Source organism: Nonomuraea sp. NPDC005730, from assembly GCF_040630865.1.
Lineage (GTDB): Bacteria > Actinomycetota > Actinomycetes > Streptosporangiales > Streptosporangiaceae > Nonomuraea.
In genome coordinates this window covers 1-16,595 of sequence record NZ_JBEXYK010000029.1, presented here as the reverse complement: position 1 = coordinate 16,595, position 16,595 = coordinate 1, and the positions used below count along the sequence as shown (strand labels likewise).

Below are 16,595 nucleotides of genomic sequence, written 5' to 3'. Positions count from 1 at the left end.
TCGCATCAGTCCATCACTTCCTGGGGCGCAGAGGCGGCACGGCTGAGAGTCGCCTCCTCGCCTCAGAGCGAACAGATGCGTCTGTTCGACGCCACGGCGTGTCCCCGCTGCGGAGTCTCCTGCGTCCCAGGCAGCCCATGGCCTGGGAACGGCGAACACGACCAGACTCGTAGCGATCTCACACAGCCAACGCCTGATCTCTTACACAGATGCACGTGTATAGCTCACCCGGTGAAGTCAGCGCGACGCATTCTCCACCGACGCCAGGCCGGACCAACGGCGCTCACGTCGTGCCAATCGCCGCCGTAACCACTCGGGGTCTCCTTCCTGTCCGCACCTGTCCGGCCTTGTCATCCTGCCTTTCCCCAGTGCACTTGCTCTGCTTGTCGGAATGACACACCCGTCCTCTCATCACTGCCTGTCCGCAGCCCCTGTGCAGCCGATTCGACTCTTCGCATGTGCCCAACACCGGGCCTGGAGCGATCACCAGCGCGCGCCGGACCCTGTTCTTGTTCCAGAACGAGTCCGCCAGGACGGGCCATGACCAGCGCCCATCAGAAGATCGGTATGAGGGTGACCGTCGTGGACGTCCTGCACAGCCATAGCAGGGCGCGGGCGTACCGAGATCAGCTTCTCGGCCGTCAGGGCGTCATCGTGGCCGTCTTGAGAGAGGGACTGCTTGCCCTCGTGAAGCTGGACAGCCATGCGGAAAACTGTCCGGAGGGTGTGCGCCGTTGGGCTCTGTGTTGGGACGACCTGGCCTTGGAAGAAGGCGAGGACCATGTCGAAGACGTGCTCGAAGCGGACTACAGGGCGGGATTCACCTGGAGCGGGCGCCACGCTGTCCAGCATGCCGCGCTTCCTGATACGGGGATCAGCTTGTGCGGACAACCCGTACGCCCGTTGCCGATCTGCGGGTGGTCCCTGACCTTCTCTCCCAGGTCATCCCATGCCTGTCCCCTCTGCGCGGACTTGACAGAAGTATCGCGCCCGAGACGCTTCTCGAGAGCTGCCCCCTCTGCAGAGGGTTGTCCAACCACCACCGAGTCCCGGCAACCCGTTCCTCATGTCCCACACAAACCGGACAACAACTGCAGCGAGGACTGCAACCTTGCCGCTGAACAGCGAAGATGAGACGCCCAGGGCCCACGCGAAGCACCGGGCGGACAAGGAGGCGGACATGGCCGACCACCCATTGTTCTGGCCGATCCGAATTCGGGCGGAACGTAAAGCCCGCAAATGGGACACCCATGCCATGGCCAGACAACTCCGAGAGGCGGCCGGCGAAGACCGACATGATCTGCCCGAGCACGGAGATCTCGTTCGTTCCATCCGCCGGTGGGAATCCGGCTCCATCGCCCTGATGAGTGAGCGCTATCGCCTGCTGTACTGCGCCGCATTCCAGTTGGACGAGGCGACTCTCTTCGCCGCGACCGCCGAACCCACCGCGCCGTGTCTGTCTCTGGAGGCCGACAACGACCTCGGAAAGATGCGCTCTCTTCGGCAAGCTGACCGGCAGGTAGGCGGAGGCCATCTCTATGCCAGCGTTCTCGGCTACCTCCAAGCTGACATCGCGCCGCGTCTCTTCGGCGGATCCGACGGACCGCAGGCGTTCGTCGCCGCGGCGGCATTCACCGAGATGGCTGGCTGGATGGCTCACGACGCGGGCAAGGACAATATCGCCGACCGGCACTTCTGCCGCGCACTCGACTTCGCCAAGACCAGTGGGGATCTGCAACTCGAAGCCCACATCATGGGCAGCATGAGCCACCTCGCGCGGCATCGCGGACAGGCTGAGGAAGCGATCCGGCTCGCCCAGCTGGGAACCGCGAGGCTGGGCAGCCGTACGACAGCCCCGAGGATGCAGGCGCGTCTGCTCTCCATGGCCGCGCGCGCCCATGCGCTCATAGGCGAGTCCAATGCCTGCGCTCGGCTCCTGATCCAGGCCGAGGACGCACTGACTCATGAGCAAGCGACTAGTCACTCCCCCTGGGCGGGACCGTTCGACGAGGGCACTCTGGCACTGGACACGGCACGCGCGATGCTGAGCTTGGGCCAACTGGGCGAAGCACAACGGCAGGGAAGCCGAGCGCTGGAGCTTCGAGCGCGAGACCGAACACGCAGCCGAGCTCTCACCCAACTTCTCCTGGCTCAGGTGATGCTCGCACAAGACCATGTCGACGAAGCGTGTGCACGGGCAAAGGAGGCGGTGGAGGACACTCGGTCATTGAGCTCGTTCGTCATCGCTCAGCAACTGGCCGATCTGCGTGGGCAGTTGCAAGTCCATAAGAAGCACGCCTCAGTGCCGTACACACTCCGAATGCTCGATGGCGCCCTTCGCGAGCGTTACTGGTTGTATCAGTGGGGAGACTCTCATCGTGAACCCGGACGCACCGTTGTACGAGCGTGATCCCCAAGCATGGAACGCCTACCTTGCTGAAGGCAACGCACGCCAGGCGCGCAAGAGAGTTGGAGCGGATGTACTGATTCGCGACGCGCTCGGACGAATTCTTCTTGTGAATCCGTCTTATAAGCCTGATTGGGATCTACCTGGTGGCATGGCAGAAGCCAACGAGCCCCCCGCTGCCGCAGCGCAACGTGAGATCAAAGAGGAACTGGGCTTGGATTTGGAGATCGGCCGACTCCTCGTAGTGGATTGGGTACCTCCACATGGACCTTGGGATGACTCCCTCATGTTCATCTTCGACGGAGGGGTATTGCCAAGCGGTCGGGTCGGCGCCCTCCGCATCGTTGACTCCGAGCTGTCTGAATTTCGGTTCACCACGGCAGCCGAGGCAGCCGAGCTACTGCGCCCATACGTTTGGAACCGAGCACGTTCCGCCATCGCCGCGATCTCCGGCGAGCAAGCCGTTTATTGCGAGGAAGGAGAAGGACGTTCCCGGTCAGGAAATTGAGCAGGATCCACCTTCTGTACGCACAACCCGCTCGCGCCAATACGGGTTTCAGAGAACGCGCTGTAAGCGGAGATTGTTCTGAGCCATTGTCCTGCCCCCTCGCTCTGCCCGGTCGGTAGGTGCGCGCACGTGGGACGCGACCGCGTCGATCGCAAGCATGATGGTCAGGATCCGCCGCCGCGGCAGCCCGTCGGCCTCACTCCCCCGACTTGGAGCAGGCACGACGACACGATGCCCTTGGCCGCGAGAACGACGCGACCGTCGACGCGCCGCCGCAGGCGCTGAGCACGGAGACGGTAACTGCGACCGCCGGGGGTCTGCTCGCCCGTGACGAGCAGTGACATGCTCGTTAGATCCTCGGGTGTCACCAGCGGCCCACGGCGACGGTCCCGACCCGGATCAAGCTGTCGTGGACGACCCCGGGGGCATCTTCCAGATGCTGGTGCACCGACCAGCCGCGCATCCGGGCGTTGAGCACGCTCACACCCTGCTGGGAAGTCCCCTCGGACTCGGGCCAAGGCTGGCCGCGACCTAACCGACTAGTCACAAAGGGCCTGCTCAGGGCCTCCCGAATCAAGTTCAGGCCCCTAACCTGAAGATCCCCCGCACGCCGTCGGACAACGGATGAGACGGCCACACGACGGGGCGCGCGAAACACCTCGCGCCATCGTTCCCCGAGGAGCAAAGGACCTGTGCCATCGAACGCTGACCTGATCGCAGCACCCGCCGAAGATCCGCACGACAACGACGCGCCACGCACCTGGCGCACGACCGAGGAAGTCGCAGCCATTCTCACCGTCGACCCGTCAACCCTCCGCCGCTGGCGCACGGCGAAGCCGCCTCAGGGACCTCCCTTCGTCCGGCTCACAACGCGCCTGACCCTCTACAACATGCACGACCTGCAGCAGTGGCTCGCTGACCACCGCATCGACCCTGGCGAGGTGGCCTGATGGCGTCCCGGCCTGAGCTGCCACCGGTCGGCATCACCCTCACCTCCGATGTGGAGGTGCGCGCGGGCAGCAACTCTTTCCGCGCTCGCGTGCGATGGTTCGATCCCGTCACCGGCAGTCGGCGTTCCAAGTCCGTAGCCCTTCCCACACAGGATGCGGCCGCGAACTGGATCGCGGAGATGGAGAGCGCCGCACGGGGCGGCATCGACCCGGGCATGGCGACCATGCCTCTCGCCGAGTACGGCGAACGCGTCATGCATCTGGCCGTACGCGGCCTGGAGCCGAAGACGCTGGCTCCCTACATGGCCGGATGGCGCAAGCGGGTGGTGCCCACCCTGGGGCACCTTCCCGTACGCATGATCACGAACGGGGCGGTCGACCGCGGCGTGCATGGCTGGATCGCCGACGAGTGCAGCCGCTCCACGGTCAAGAACAGCCTGGCCATCCTCGTACGCGTCATGGAGCAAGCCGTGCGGGACGGCATCATCGACCGCAACCCCGCCCGTGTGTCCGGCTGGCAACGCGAGTACAAGAGGGCCGAAGACGAACTGGACGACCCGCGCACGCTGGCGCTGCCGAACTGGGCGGCGCTGGAGCGGCTCTCCCACGCGCTCGTAGCACGTTCGGCCGACCACTTCCTGGGCTGGGGACAGGTCGTCGTCTTCGCCGCCTGCACGGCCGCACGCATCGGTGAGGTCTCGGGAGTACGTGCGGGAGACATCGACACCCGCACGTGGACCTGGACGGTCCGCAGGCAGACCACGCCGAGCCCTGGTGGGCTGGCGGACAAGGGGACGAAGGGCAAGCGGGCCCGGCGAGTGCCGCTCATCGCCGAGGTCCGCGATCTGGTGCTCACGCGGTTGCAAGTCACCGGGAACGATCCAATGGCCCGCTTGTTCACGGGCCCCAGGGGCGGTCGCATCACGACAGCCGTGCTGCGTGATGCCACGCACTGGGACGAGGTGGTGGCCGCGCTCGGTTATGAGCACCTGCGCCGTCATGATCTTCGCCACACCGGCCTGACGTGGATGGCCGATGCGGAAGTGCCCGTGCACGTCCTTCGTAAGATCGCCGGTCACGGGTCCCTGACGACCACGCAGCGCTATCTCCACCCGGACGGCGCTTCCATCGCCGCCGCCGGTAACGCCCTCAGCGCCCACCTCTCAGGGGGCTGGTCCCAAACTGGTCCCAAACTGAGAGCGGTCTAGATCATCGATCAAGGTCGAGTGATCAACAGAAAAGGCCAGCCTACCTGGGCTTTCACCCAGTGTGGCTGGCCTTTTTCAACCGTCGGGACGACAGGATTTGAACCTGCGACCCCTTGACCCCCAGGCAAGGGAACGGGGTCCGGCAGGGTCTGAGGGAGTCGGACGGGGAGCCCCCTGCCTGCCCGAACGTCTCAAGCCGTCAGATGCCGTCGTCGCAGGTCTGACTGCGTTGGCTCCCCCATCTGGCTCCTCAGAGAAGGGGAAGGCCGAACGGCTGCTGAGGACCACCGTCACATCGCCCGTTTGAGGCAGGGGGGTCACCGACGTGACAACTGGTGAGGTCTGGACGCTCGGCACTTACCGGCTGCCATCGCGGGACGTCAGCCTCTCGGCGCCTGGCGTCCTGGCCGAGCGCTGGAGCGGCTTCCTTACCGACCAAATGATCCGCCGCGGGAGTGCACAAAGGCGCCAGTCCGTGGAGCAGGATATCCGGGGATTAGGAAAGCTCAATGGAAAGACAATCCTCAGCCCTTCCAACCCCCGAGATTGCTTACAGCGCCACTCAATCTCCTTGCGAGACTAGTTCGTTGAGCAGCGCAGGCAGCCGCTGGCCCACTTCGCGGAACTTGTACTGGCTGCGGTCGAGGCGGGTTATCTCGGCTACGAGGTCGGGCAGGGAGCGCGCCTGGTCTGGGCTTGATCCGGTTTGACGGACATCTGAGATCAGGGGTTCGTCCCCGGAAGGATGTCCATGATGGAGAGCATGGGGAAGAAGAAGCCACGTCCTCGCCGCTCGTTCACGCCGGAGTTCAAGGCCGAGATCGTCGAGCTGTGTCAGCGGGGGGACCGATCGATCCGTGAGGTGACTCAGGACTTCGACCTGACCGAGACCGCGGTGCGCCAATGGGTGCGCCAGGCCGAGGTCGATGCCGGGCAGCGGGGCGGGCTGACCAGCAGCGAGCGGGAGGAGCTGGCGGCGCTGCGGCGGGAGAACCGACGGCTGCGCGAGGACGTTGACGTCCTGAAGCGGGCGACGGCTTTCTTCGCCAAGGAGACCCGGTGAGCGTGCACCCGTTCATCGAGGCGGAGAAGCAGGGCGGTCACAGCGTCAAGCGGGCGTGTGAGCTGCTGGGAGTCTCCCGTGCCGCCTTCTACGAACGCCGCAACGCCGCTCCCGGCCCGCGCGCAGCGCGCGATGCCGAGCTGGCCGGGCAGATCGCCCAGGTGCACGCCCGCTCCGGGGGCAGCTACGGTGCGCCGCGGGTGCACGCACAGTTGCAGCAGGACGGCCAGCGGTGCGGCCGGCGGCGGGTGGCCCGGCTGATGCGCGTACTCGGCCTGGCCGGGCGGTATCGGCGACGCCGTCAGGTCACCACCCTCCCCGACCCGCACGCGAGCCTGCGGCCGGACCTGATCGAGCGCGACTTCACGCCGGACGCGGCGGCCATCGATACGCGCTGGTGCGGCGATATCACCTACGTGCCGACCAAGGAGGGTTGGCTGTATCTGGCCACCGTCATCGACATCGCCTCCCGTCGAGTGGTCGGCTGGGCGACGGCCGATCACCTTCGCACCGGCCTGGTCGCTGAGGCCCTGCAGCAGGCCTGCGCCCGCCGCCGCCCGACCGGGCCGGTGATCTTCCACTCGGACCGCGGCTGTCAATACACCAGCGCCGCCTACGCGCGTCTGGCCGAGCGGCTCGGCGTACAACTGTCGGTCGGGCGCACCGGTCAATGCTGGGACAACGCGCTGGCCGAATCGTTCTTCGCCACCCTCAAGGGCGAGCTCCTCGACCTTCGCTCCTGGTCCACCCGCGCCGCCGCCCGCAGCGCCATCTTCGAGTTCATCGAGGGCTGGTACAACCTGCACCGCCTACACAGCAGCCTGGGCTACCGTAGCCCCGCCGGCTACGAGGCCGCCGCAGTGGCCTGACCACCACAACGATGGTGTCCGCCGAAGCGGAGCAAGCTCAGTCGCCACGGGCGCGGTGAGCGTGTTGCTCAGCAGTGCTGCTGCCCGGATGTCGGGGATGTGGGAGTGGGGGGCTGACTATATTTCGTCCTGTGTGAGATGTGGCCCGCCGACCAGTTCGGTTTCTGAGACGCGAAGCGCGGATGCGAGGCTGCGATGTGGGAACGTCGGTCGAGCGTGCGTTCGCCGCGCTCGGCGTATGAGAGGTGGCTCTTGCTGACTCCGGATAGGCCGGCGAGTTCGACCAGGGTGAGGCCGCGCCATTTACGGAGGATCCGTAGGCGGGCTCCGATGGTGGTCTGCTCGTACATCCGGCACCTCCTTGTAGCAAGCCCTTTCAGGCTACGGCCGGCTCGTCCGCGGGTGCTACAAAAGGCAGGAAGTCGACGTGCTGAGCTTCCAGACAGGGGTCGCCACAAACAGAGAAGAGCATGAGCCCGTGCGCGGCAGAGGCGGCAGCCATATACGACCGGCCGAGCCGCGCCGTCGAGGTATGCGTCGGGTGCCTCTTCCTCGACGCCACCATTGTGATCTCTCACTCCGACAAGCAGCACGCGGCACCGACCTGGAAGAAAAGCTTCGGCGTCCATCCGATGACCGCCTTCGCCCACGATCACGGCGGCGGCGGCGAACCGCTGACCCTGCTGCTGAGGCCCGGCAACGCCCGCTCCAACACCGCCGCCGACCACATCGAGACCACCCGGCTCGCCCTGGCCCAGCTCCCCAAGCATCTGCGGCGCAACGTCCTCATCCGCACCGACTTCGGTGGCGGCACCCTTGAGCTCCTGAACTGGCTCACCCGCCCCGGACGCTGGCTGAAGTACTCCATCGGCTTCACCATCACCGGCGACATCGCCGCTGCCATCCTCAAACTGCCCGACACCGCCTGGAGCCCCGGCTACAACGCCGACCGGCAACCACGGCCCGGCGCCTGGGTTGCCGAACTCACCGGCTTGCTCGACCTGTCCGGCTGGCCCAGGGGCATGCGCGTCATCGTCCGCAAAGAACGCCCGCACCCCGGCGCTCAACTGAGCTTCACCGACGGACACCGCTTCACTTGCTTCGTCACCGGTACCCCAGGCCGCCAATTAGCCGATCTGGAACTACGTCACCGCCGCCGCTCCCGCGCCGAAGACCGCATCCGCGCCGCCCAGGACACCGGCCTACCAATCTGCCCCTGCACGACTTCACCCAGAACCAGATCTGGCTTGAGAACGTCGCCCTCGCCTGCGAACTGCTCGCATGGATGCAGATGCTCGCCCTGCACGGCACCGAAGCCCGCCGCTACGAGCCCAAACGCCTGCGGATCCGCCTGCTCGCCGTCGTCGGCCGCCTGGTGCACGGAGGCCGCCGCCTGCGTCTCCGCATCCCCACGCGATGCCCTGGGCCGGTCAGATCCTTACTGCCCTGGCACGCCTGCACGCCCTGCCGGCACCAACCAGACCAGCACCAACCCGTCCCACGACCAGGAAACCCTGCGGGCCCGTGGAACTCCGCCCACCCGGCGCGACAGCCGGGCCGACGCTGGCCACAGCACGCAATTCAACCCTCAGCCAAACCGCTCAGCCGACTACACCTTGATCACGAAAGATCGAGGCTAACTCTCGGTCACCATCGAAGGAGAGAAGGGGCCGCTTACTTGCCACACTCTAAGGCTGGGCCAATTGAGCTGGCCTAGCCTTAGAGTGTGACTCCAGCCGGAACTATTGGGCTATATGCAAAGCCTCTAGGCTGAGCGAGCCGTAGCAGTCCAGTGATAGGAGCCGTCGTAATGTATCCAGATATCTAGTTTGGCACTAAAGGGTAGGCCGACGTCAAATGCCCCATACGTTAAGTTGACCGTTGTGGAGATCATATATCCTGATTTATTATGCCCTGGAATATAAGTGTAATAATGAGCGGAGGTCGATTTTGCGGTAATGACAGCCACTCCCGCAATCTTGACTACAGTGCTATGCCATACACTGGTCACCTCTTTGGTCGTCGGATTGAAGAAGTATCTGAATTTCATCTCGAGGGTGAACCATCCCCCGTAGTCCCAGGTCACGGTGATAATCCCTCCACCCTTTTTGAGCTTTCCACTCCCCTTCTTTGTGATAACCGCATTCCCGTCAGGGTCTATCTTGTTTATGGGGTCCCCGGCGCCGTACTCATAGGAGTTCGCACTTCCCCCCTTGATGGGGTCAACTTGCAAGAACCGTCCGCTCAGCGGGTTGTACAGACGGACGCCCATGAGCAGGACGCCAGCGAGAGGATCAGTGGTGCGCTGGTAGGAGGCACCTAGCCACCCATAACGCTGAGCGCTGGGCAAGCTGCGGGAAATACCGTACTCGCTCTGCTCGGCATAGGCGTCCACGCCGGCAACCGCCGAGACGCCGGCAGTTGCTACGACGTCGCCGTGCAGGTTGGCCAGTTGCAGGTGTACATCCCCACTGGACGATTGAATGGCGGAAAGATCGCCGGTGAGCCCCTTGATGTTGCGGGTCCATCCACCGTTGGCCTCGGCCGTCCAGATGGGTTTGTCGCTGTTGTCGCCGTAGTGGTCGATAGATGAGCCGGGAGCAGTACCGCCGGTTTGGTTAGTGCTTCGGATCCTGTTGGCCGGGTCAAGGGTGAAAGTCCTGGTGACCGTGCCGGAGGTCACAGATGCGACTAGGTTGTTGACGTAGTAGCCGATGGCCAAGTCCGAAGCGCCGAGTGCGGTGTCGGTTGCAGGCACGGTGGTGGTGCGGCCGAAGGCGTCGTAGGCGTAGTCGGTGTTGGTCAGCCGGTCAGCTTGGTCGTAGGTGTAGGAGCGGCCGGTTGGCGTGCCAGAAGTGGAGCAGGTGCCGTCACTAACGGGGGCATAGCTGTCCAGCCGCTTGCGGTTGGTGTTGAGAGTGAACCCATAGACACGAGTCGTGCACTGGCCGCCGTAACTGTCGGCTACCTTGGTCAGACGTCCTGCTCCGTCATAGCCGTAGTCCTGGTGGCTGCCGCCGGGCCCGTTAGCCTGGGCCACGTTTCCCGAGGCGTTAGGCGTGTTGCCGAAGGCCAGCCACGTGGTCCCCGCCTTGGCGTACAGGAGACTCGTGGCGGTGCCCACGCTGTCGTAGTGCCACGTGGCGTTCAGCCCGCCCGGATAGGTCTGGGAGACCAATTCGGCGTCCGCGTCATAGGCGCCGACGAACGCGCCGACGCCCGCAAGATCAACCTTCGTGCGCAGGCCCCTCCGCTCCACCTTGCCTGAGGCGTCAAGTCCGTCGTACGTGAAGGTGGCAGTGCCCTTGCCGTCGATGAACGTTGCGACGTGACCGTCGATGTCATAGGTCGTCGTCGAGGTGTTGGCGTCTGCGTCGGTGTAGGAGGATACCCTGCCGAAGGCGTCGTATCCGATGGAGAGTGAGGCTGTGCCCGCTGTTCTGCTCGTCGCCAGCCCGGTTGCAGAGTCGTAGCCCGTGCTTACGGCGGGGAGAGCAGCGCCAGCATCGGCTTGCGGAGTTGCGGTGGTGCTCAATTCGATGTTGCGCCCGGCAGCGTCATTGCGCGCCGTTGTGGTGCGCACACTGGTACCGGCGGTTTCGCTTGACGTCGTGGGCTGGCCGTACTGGTCATAGCCGCTGACCTGAGTCACTGGAAGCGGTTTGCCGCTGGTGGGCTGTGCCTTCGGGCCGGTGGTGCACAGTAGGCCTGCCCAGGCGGGCTTGCGGCATTGCTCAGGACTGGACCCGTTAGCGGTGTAGTACGCATAGGTCGTGGTGCCAGCGTCAGTGCCGTTGCTTTCCGGCATTCGGGATTCGATCTGGCGTCCGGCCGTGTCGTAGCGGACCTTTTTTACCAGGTTGGTGGCACCGGGCATCACGGTGGTCGAACTGGTGGGCTGGCGCAGATCCCAGCCGGAGGCGTCCCCGGATGTGATCGGGTCATAGCCCATCTTGATCGTCCGGATGTCGGCCGTACCTGGGGTGGCGCCGTCCAGCACGAGTGGTTCGACCTTGGTCGTGGTGGCCAGATGGTAGGCGACCGCTTGGGAAGGCTTGCCCTCGTCGTAGCTGGTGGTGGTGAGTTTGCGTGCCGAGGTCAGGCTGCCGTCGGCCAGTTGGACCTGGCGTGCCGGTTCGGTTGCGGTCAGCGGGTCGCTGTCGCTGTTGTAGGTGCGGATGGTGGCCAGCAGGCTGGCTCGCTCTGCGCTGTCGGCGCGGCCTGCCACATACGGGTCGGTGTCGGCGGTCGGGGTGAGCGCCTGGGCACGATTGCCGGGAGACAGCTCCCAGATGGTGTTGCCCTTGTCGTCGTAGCGGGTGGTCGAGATCTGCCAGGCGCCAGCACCGTAGGAGGCGTTGTTGACGGCTCGGCCATTGACATCAGTGTAGATCAGGCCGGCATACTCCCAGTCCGCCGCGACAGGCTTGTAGGAGCCGTCCGATCCACGAGTGGGCACGTGCGAAGGCGGGAAGAGAGCAGCTCCCATGACAGGCAGGTCAGATGTCTGGCCCCACTGGGTGGTCTGAGCCGTGGTCAGATCGATGGGTGCACTGGCGCCGCCAACAGGCACGTCGTATGCGATTGTCCAGGTGGGGTCGACATCGCCACCCTCACGCTGAACGTGCGCCAGCCGCCCCTTGCTGTCATACTCCATCCGCCACGGAGCCAGTCCAGGCGGGGCGACCTCCGAGATGCGGCCCTCGCCGTTGTAGTAGTAGACCGTGGCCAGGTTGGTGCGTGGGTCTGTTACCTGCCGTAGGTGTCCTGTCGAGTCGTATCGGTAGGCCGCGAGCAGGGTCGTCTTCATCGCGTTCGATTCTGGGTCGAACGCTGTGAACGACACCGCCTTGGCCTGGTCCTTGACGTCACCCCAGCCCGAAGGCACGCCAGTCGCGGTGGTGGCGGACGCATAGGAGATCTCCAACGCGCGGCATCCAGCAACGAGCGTGGTTCCGCATGTCACCCCGTCGGGGGTTGGAGCGAGAATGCGCGTGATTCGACCTTGCCCGTCTCGGTAGTAGGTGACAGCCGACTCCGCAGCCGCCGTCTCAGTGCGCGCCACCACCCACTTGCTGTTGACCTTGGTGTAGGTCGTCTTACTACCGGTGGCGTCAGTGTGCACGAGCTGCTCGGCAGTAGCGCTGAGGGTTGATCCATCGGCGGCATCTCCCACGCCGGTGAAGCTGGTGCCGTTCTTGATGTACGACAGCGTCGAGCCGTCGGCTCCCACGATTTGCAGGGATCCCGACTCGCCGGCGCTCGTCGGTGCGAACTCTGCGATGTCAGAGGGCGCAGAAGGGAAACTAGCGCGCCAACCCGGTCCGAAGACCTTGTTCTCGGCGAGCTTCTCGTCTTCGCGATCCGCCGCCGGGTTGAGACTGGCATGTGTCCTGCGCACGGCGATTCCGAAAAGGCCGGCGTCGGTGCTGTCTTGAGCGTAGTCGCCGCTTTGAAGAGAGACTTGACCAGGACCAACGTCGGCGCTGGCGTAGGAGCCACCGAAGGCTGACTGGTCGAGACTTACCTTGATCGGCTTGGTGCACGCTTCGGCAGTGGTCCCACCCGACAGGCATGCCCGCAGTTCGACGGTTCCATCAGGGATCACGGCTGTCTTGAGGGTCGTGGCCATGTCCCATGACAACTCAGGAAAGTCACCCCTTCCGGTGTCGGCCGTTGAGCTCACAAGAGCCTGAATCTCGGTTACGGTGAGAGCTCTGTCGAAGACGCGTACGTCGTCGGCGGTTCCCTTGAGATAGCTGTTGTAGGCGCCGTTGACCTTCGTCCGGCCGATCTGGACGTTTCCGGCTGCATCCCACGTGCTGGTGAAAGCCGCTTCAGCGTTGAGCAGGCCGTCCACGTACAGACGAATCTTGCCGACGGCCGTGTCATAGACGCCTGCCAGGTGCGTCCAGCGGCCAGCAATAGCGGCCTGACTGGACACGGCCCGAACCGGGGTGGCGTTTGTGGTGTCTGATTGGTAGGCGACCAGCCGCCACTTACCGTCGCTGGTTGAGTAGCCAAGTTTGAAGGCGCTGTTGACGGCGCCATCCTGGCTGACGATCGTGGCTTCCTGCGTGGTGGAGTCAAGGAACCCCCACGCTGCCACGGTGTAGCTGGCGTTGGTGTGGACTGCCGCACCGTTGGTCGCCGCGTAGCCGTTGGCGCCATCGAGCTTGAGGCCGCCCTTGATCTTCCCCGCTCCCCAGGCTGCTGCTCCAGTGAGCGTGGCCGGATGATTGTTGCCAGAGGAGTCGGCGGCAACGATGCCGGTTCCCTCGTCCAGCGCCCAATGACCCTTCTGGCCAGGCGGTGCCGGCGGGGTGGTGGTTTGCCGGACCTGGGGCCAGGAGCTAAGAGGTTGTCCTGTCCCTGGTACCGTCACATCCGCTGTAGGCACAGCCGTGTAGGAGCTGCCAGAGCCCGCCTTCCGATATTCGTAGCGGATGCCCGTTCTGTCAGAGGGGCCGGTTCCGACAAGGGAAACCTGCCGTTGCGTGCGGGAGTTGTCCTTGGGGCTGACGAACGCACCCGGACCGAATCCGAAGCTGCGTGTCACCATCGCCGAGGTGTTGTGGGCTCTGTCGCGGACCTTCACATACAGGGTGTGCCAGCCTTCGGAATCAGGGGCCGCAAACGTGGCGCTCTTGTTTGCACCCGTACCGAAGTACTCAAGATTGTTGGGGTTAGGGTCATCCCATCCCCACACGAAGGCGTAGGCGTCACTACTTGAGGTCGAGACGATGCAACTGGTGGGGTCGACGTACCCGCCCCACGATCCTTCCGAGGGACAGAATTCGTCGCCAGGCAAGAACGTGGGAGGTGAGGGTGGGCTTGCATCTACGGTGAATGACTGCCAAGCCGACCACGCTGAATAATCCACCCCGTCGTATGCACGTGCGCGCCAGCGCACTTGAGCACCGTCAGCGAGTGTGTTCGCCGGGACGGCGACTGTGGCTTCGGTGCCCGACTGGGCACCGTCCACGCTGCCCGACCACACAGCGCCGCTGCTGCCGGAGGTGGGATCCTTCTCCACGACGAACTCAGTCCGGAGCATCCCCCCGCCTGGGGCGTTCACTGCGGCGCGCAGTGTGGGCGTGGTGGTGCTGGTGTAGGTCTTTCCCTCTGTGGCAGCGACAGGTGCCGCCCGGATGGCACCGACGGACGGGGTGCTTCCCATGGTCACGATCAGCTTCGGGGCAGTCGCGGTGCCCTCGCTGGAGTCACGGAAAGATCGCTCGTAGCTCGGCTCAGCTACTCCTTCTTTCGCCAAACGCAGCATGACCCCGTAGCGTTGCGCTCCTGCTGCCCACGCCTTGGCGATGTCGGTGATGTCCCACGTCCACCAGCCAAAAGGAGGGGTACTACCACTGGAGCAAGGGGCCGGCTCTTGCCCGGACGCCTGCCCGTTGGCTGTGGTGGTTGGTCCGGGCCAAATTGCACCGGTTCCTGTCGTGGCGCTCGTGACCTGCTGCGCCATGACCGTTTGGCCGGCGGCGCAGCCAAACGTCTCGTAATTATCGTGGTACAGCTCCATGCGCGCGTTGGTCACCGGCTGACCGACCAGGGAGGCGGTGTTGAAGTTGATGAGGGCCCGTTGCATCACCTCTGGGCTGACCATGGGATTGCGGCCGACCCACAAGCCGCCATGGCCTGTGTTGGGTTCCTGAACGGTCCATTCCCCCAGAGCGCCGAGAGTTACCGTGGGATCAACCGTCACGGGATAGCGAGTTTCCGCGGCAGCGAGAAAGCCCGGGTTCGGCTTGAGAAGCAGGAACTGCTGTCCGCCCTCTGACATCACTTCTGTATCGAGAGTTGCCTTCGACGGTGTCGTGCTGGCCTCGCCCGCGGATTGCAGGCGAGCGGATGGACCAGAAGAGCTCTCGTACACGGCAGGCGCCGGTGCTGAGGCGATGGTCTTGCCCTTGGCATCCCTCAAGTAAAGAGCACCCTGCTCATTTTTGGTTAGTGTGAGTCCCTTGGTGTGGGCGGAGATCTTGTACTCGACAGGGCCAGCTGGCCGCTCACGTAGAACGACGTCGTGCCGAAAGCCGGCAGGTAGAGCGGTCAACACCAGGTCGGCTCCCGGCCCCGCGGCATCGACATAGGTGGCCCTGTTGCCCTCTACTTTCGGAGCAGGCAACGGGGTCGGCCAGGTAAGAGCGTAGGACTGCTTCTCGGAACGCTCCAGGACGGCGAATGGCTTGCCGCCGCCGGTAGAGAACTCCACGTTGGCGAGGCTGGCCTTCGGCCGTAAAACGCCGTTGTCGGCGACGAGATTTGTGTCGATCGGCGCCCAGGTGTCACCCTGCTTGACGCGGGTGGGGCCGCTGGAGGCTTCAAGCGTGGTGGTGCCGTCAGGGTTGATGTAGGTGAGGGTGGTCTCGGTGGTCTCGCCGGTGACGAGAACTCGGCTGCCTTGCAGGCGTGCAGTCAAGGCGGCCGAGACACGGTCGGGTCGTTCAGCCACGGGTTTCGGCTTGGCCGGTGGACTCGGCGTCTGCGCTGGAGATAACAAGGTGACAGCTTCGGCCACGTTAGTGGCGGATAAGAGCAGCGCCATCACCAAGCCACCAGTGAGGGCTACTCGGTAGCCTGCCCGCCCGTTTTTGGGCATGGCAAGGCTTGCCTTGCGAGGGGGGTGCACCCGACCTCCAGAGCGTAAAGATCGAATAAGGCATTCGGATGGTAGATCAGTAACGAAAGGGACGATAGATGCAAATCTGTCGCGAATACCTCACGGTGAGCGACATGTCGCATCTATGGATACACGGGCGATTCAGCAGATGAACCAGGTCAGGGCCGCGTCGACCAGTTTCACCACTCTCGGATCCCCGGGAAGGCCACCACCCGCGTCGCAACTCCGCGTCCACGCGCCTCGGCGACCAACCGATGGGAGCCCTCCGACTTGCCCATCATGGCGCAACCAAAATTTCCCAGCCTCTGACCGATGACCGCATCGCAGATGAGGAAGTCCTCCTCACTACCGGCCCCGCGTAACCGAACGATCGCCACCAGCGCCTGGGCAGCATCCAACGTCGGCAAGTCCGTCGCGAACCGCCGAATCAGCGGGTCACACACACTGTCGGCATACCAGCCCGCATTATCATCACCTCACTCGCGACCCCGAACCTCCCCGTCATCTAGACCATGATCGCGCGCAGGCGGACCCTGTCAGACCAACTGCCACTACGTCTCGCTAACAGGTTGAACGTTGCCTAAGGCGACACTATGAACGGCCGCGCTCCCCCGCCTGACCCGCACGAGGGATTACGAAGCTCCCCATGCCCGGCTCGGTTCTGATGAGCCCATCGCTACGCAAGGCGCGGTGAACCTTTTGGCCGGTTGCTGTGGCAATGCCGTAGATCTGCTGCAGTCTCAAGACAGAGGGCACCTGGTCGCCAGGAGCAAGCTCACCGCTTTCAATCTTGCCCTTGATGTCCTCGTAGACCTGCACCCAACGAGGGATGCCGGCCTTCCACTCCAGTTCTAGATCCAACGCCGTTCAGTTAGCGTCCGGGCGGTGGTGTCAAGGGCTGGCCGGGATCATGTTGATGCTGATGGCAGCCTTGTAGGTGGTCCGGTCGATT

Annotated in this window: 8 protein-coding genes and 2 pseudogenes; 7 read left to right on the top strand and 3 right to left on the bottom strand. The window is 64.4% G+C overall.

The window, feature by feature from the left end:
- The first annotated feature begins 1,180 nt into the window (after window positions 1-1,180).
- The 6 genes and pseudogenes from ABZ444_RS28480 (at window position 1,181) to ABZ444_RS28455 (ending at window position 7,005) form a co-directional block, all read left to right on the top strand.
- Entirely contained in the window at window positions 1,181-2,410 is a 1,230-nt protein-coding gene (locus ABZ444_RS28480; protein WP_358003115.1) for a hypothetical protein, read from the top strand.
- Window positions 2,379-2,915, top strand: coding sequence for an NUDIX hydrolase (locus tag ABZ444_RS28475; protein ID WP_358003112.1), 537 nt, complete (start codon window positions 2,379-2,381; stop codon window positions 2,913-2,915). The genes ABZ444_RS28480 and ABZ444_RS28475 overlap by 32 nt, the downstream gene beginning before the upstream one ends.
- Window positions 2,916-3,607: 692 nt before the next feature.
- A complete protein-coding gene (locus ABZ444_RS28470; protein ID WP_358003109.1) occupies window positions 3,608-3,865 on the top strand; it encodes a helix-turn-helix domain-containing protein in 258 nt (85 codons plus the stop codon).
- A complete protein-coding gene (locus ABZ444_RS28465) occupies window positions 3,865-5,073 on the top strand; it encodes a site-specific integrase (protein WP_358003106.1) in 1,209 nt (402 codons plus the stop codon). The genes ABZ444_RS28470 and ABZ444_RS28465 overlap by 1 nt, the downstream gene beginning before the upstream one ends.
- A 745-nt stretch (window positions 5,074-5,818) precedes the next feature.
- A pseudogene (locus ABZ444_RS28460) lies at window positions 5,819-6,115 on the top strand (transposase); the annotation flags it as partial.
- A gap of 17 nt (window positions 6,116-6,132) precedes the next feature.
- Window positions 6,133-7,005 carry an IS3 family transposase gene (locus tag ABZ444_RS28455; protein WP_358003103.1) on the top strand — a complete coding sequence of 291 codons (873 nt, stop codon included), beginning with the start codon at window positions 6,133-6,135 and terminating at the stop codon, window positions 7,003-7,005.
- A 68-nt stretch (window positions 7,006-7,073) separates the two neighbouring features.
- Here the strand turns inward: ABZ444_RS28455 and ABZ444_RS28450 are convergent, their stop codons facing one another.
- Entirely contained in the window at window positions 7,074-7,355 is a 282-nt protein-coding gene (locus ABZ444_RS28450) for a helix-turn-helix transcriptional regulator (protein ID WP_358003100.1), read from the bottom strand.
- A 201-nt stretch (window positions 7,356-7,556) separates the two neighbouring features.
- Between ABZ444_RS28450 and ABZ444_RS28445 the strand changes: the two are divergent.
- Window positions 7,557-8,481 (top strand): annotated as a pseudogene (locus tag ABZ444_RS28445) (IS1380 family transposase); the annotation flags it as partial.
- Window positions 8,482-8,770: 289 nt separating this feature from the next.
- On the opposite strand, the gene ABZ444_RS28440 reads toward ABZ444_RS28445, so the two are convergent.
- Window positions 8,771-15,568 carry a LamG-like jellyroll fold domain-containing protein gene (locus ABZ444_RS28440; protein ID WP_358003293.1) on the bottom strand — a complete coding sequence of 2,266 codons (6,798 nt, stop codon included), beginning with the start codon at window positions 15,566-15,568 and terminating at the stop codon, window positions 8,771-8,773.
- Window positions 15,569-16,234: 666 nt separating this feature from the next.
- A complete protein-coding gene (locus ABZ444_RS28435) occupies window positions 16,235-16,504 on the bottom strand; it encodes a GntR family transcriptional regulator (RefSeq protein ID WP_358003097.1) in 270 nt (89 codons plus the stop codon).
- Between the last annotated feature and the right edge of the window lie 91 nt (window positions 16,505-16,595).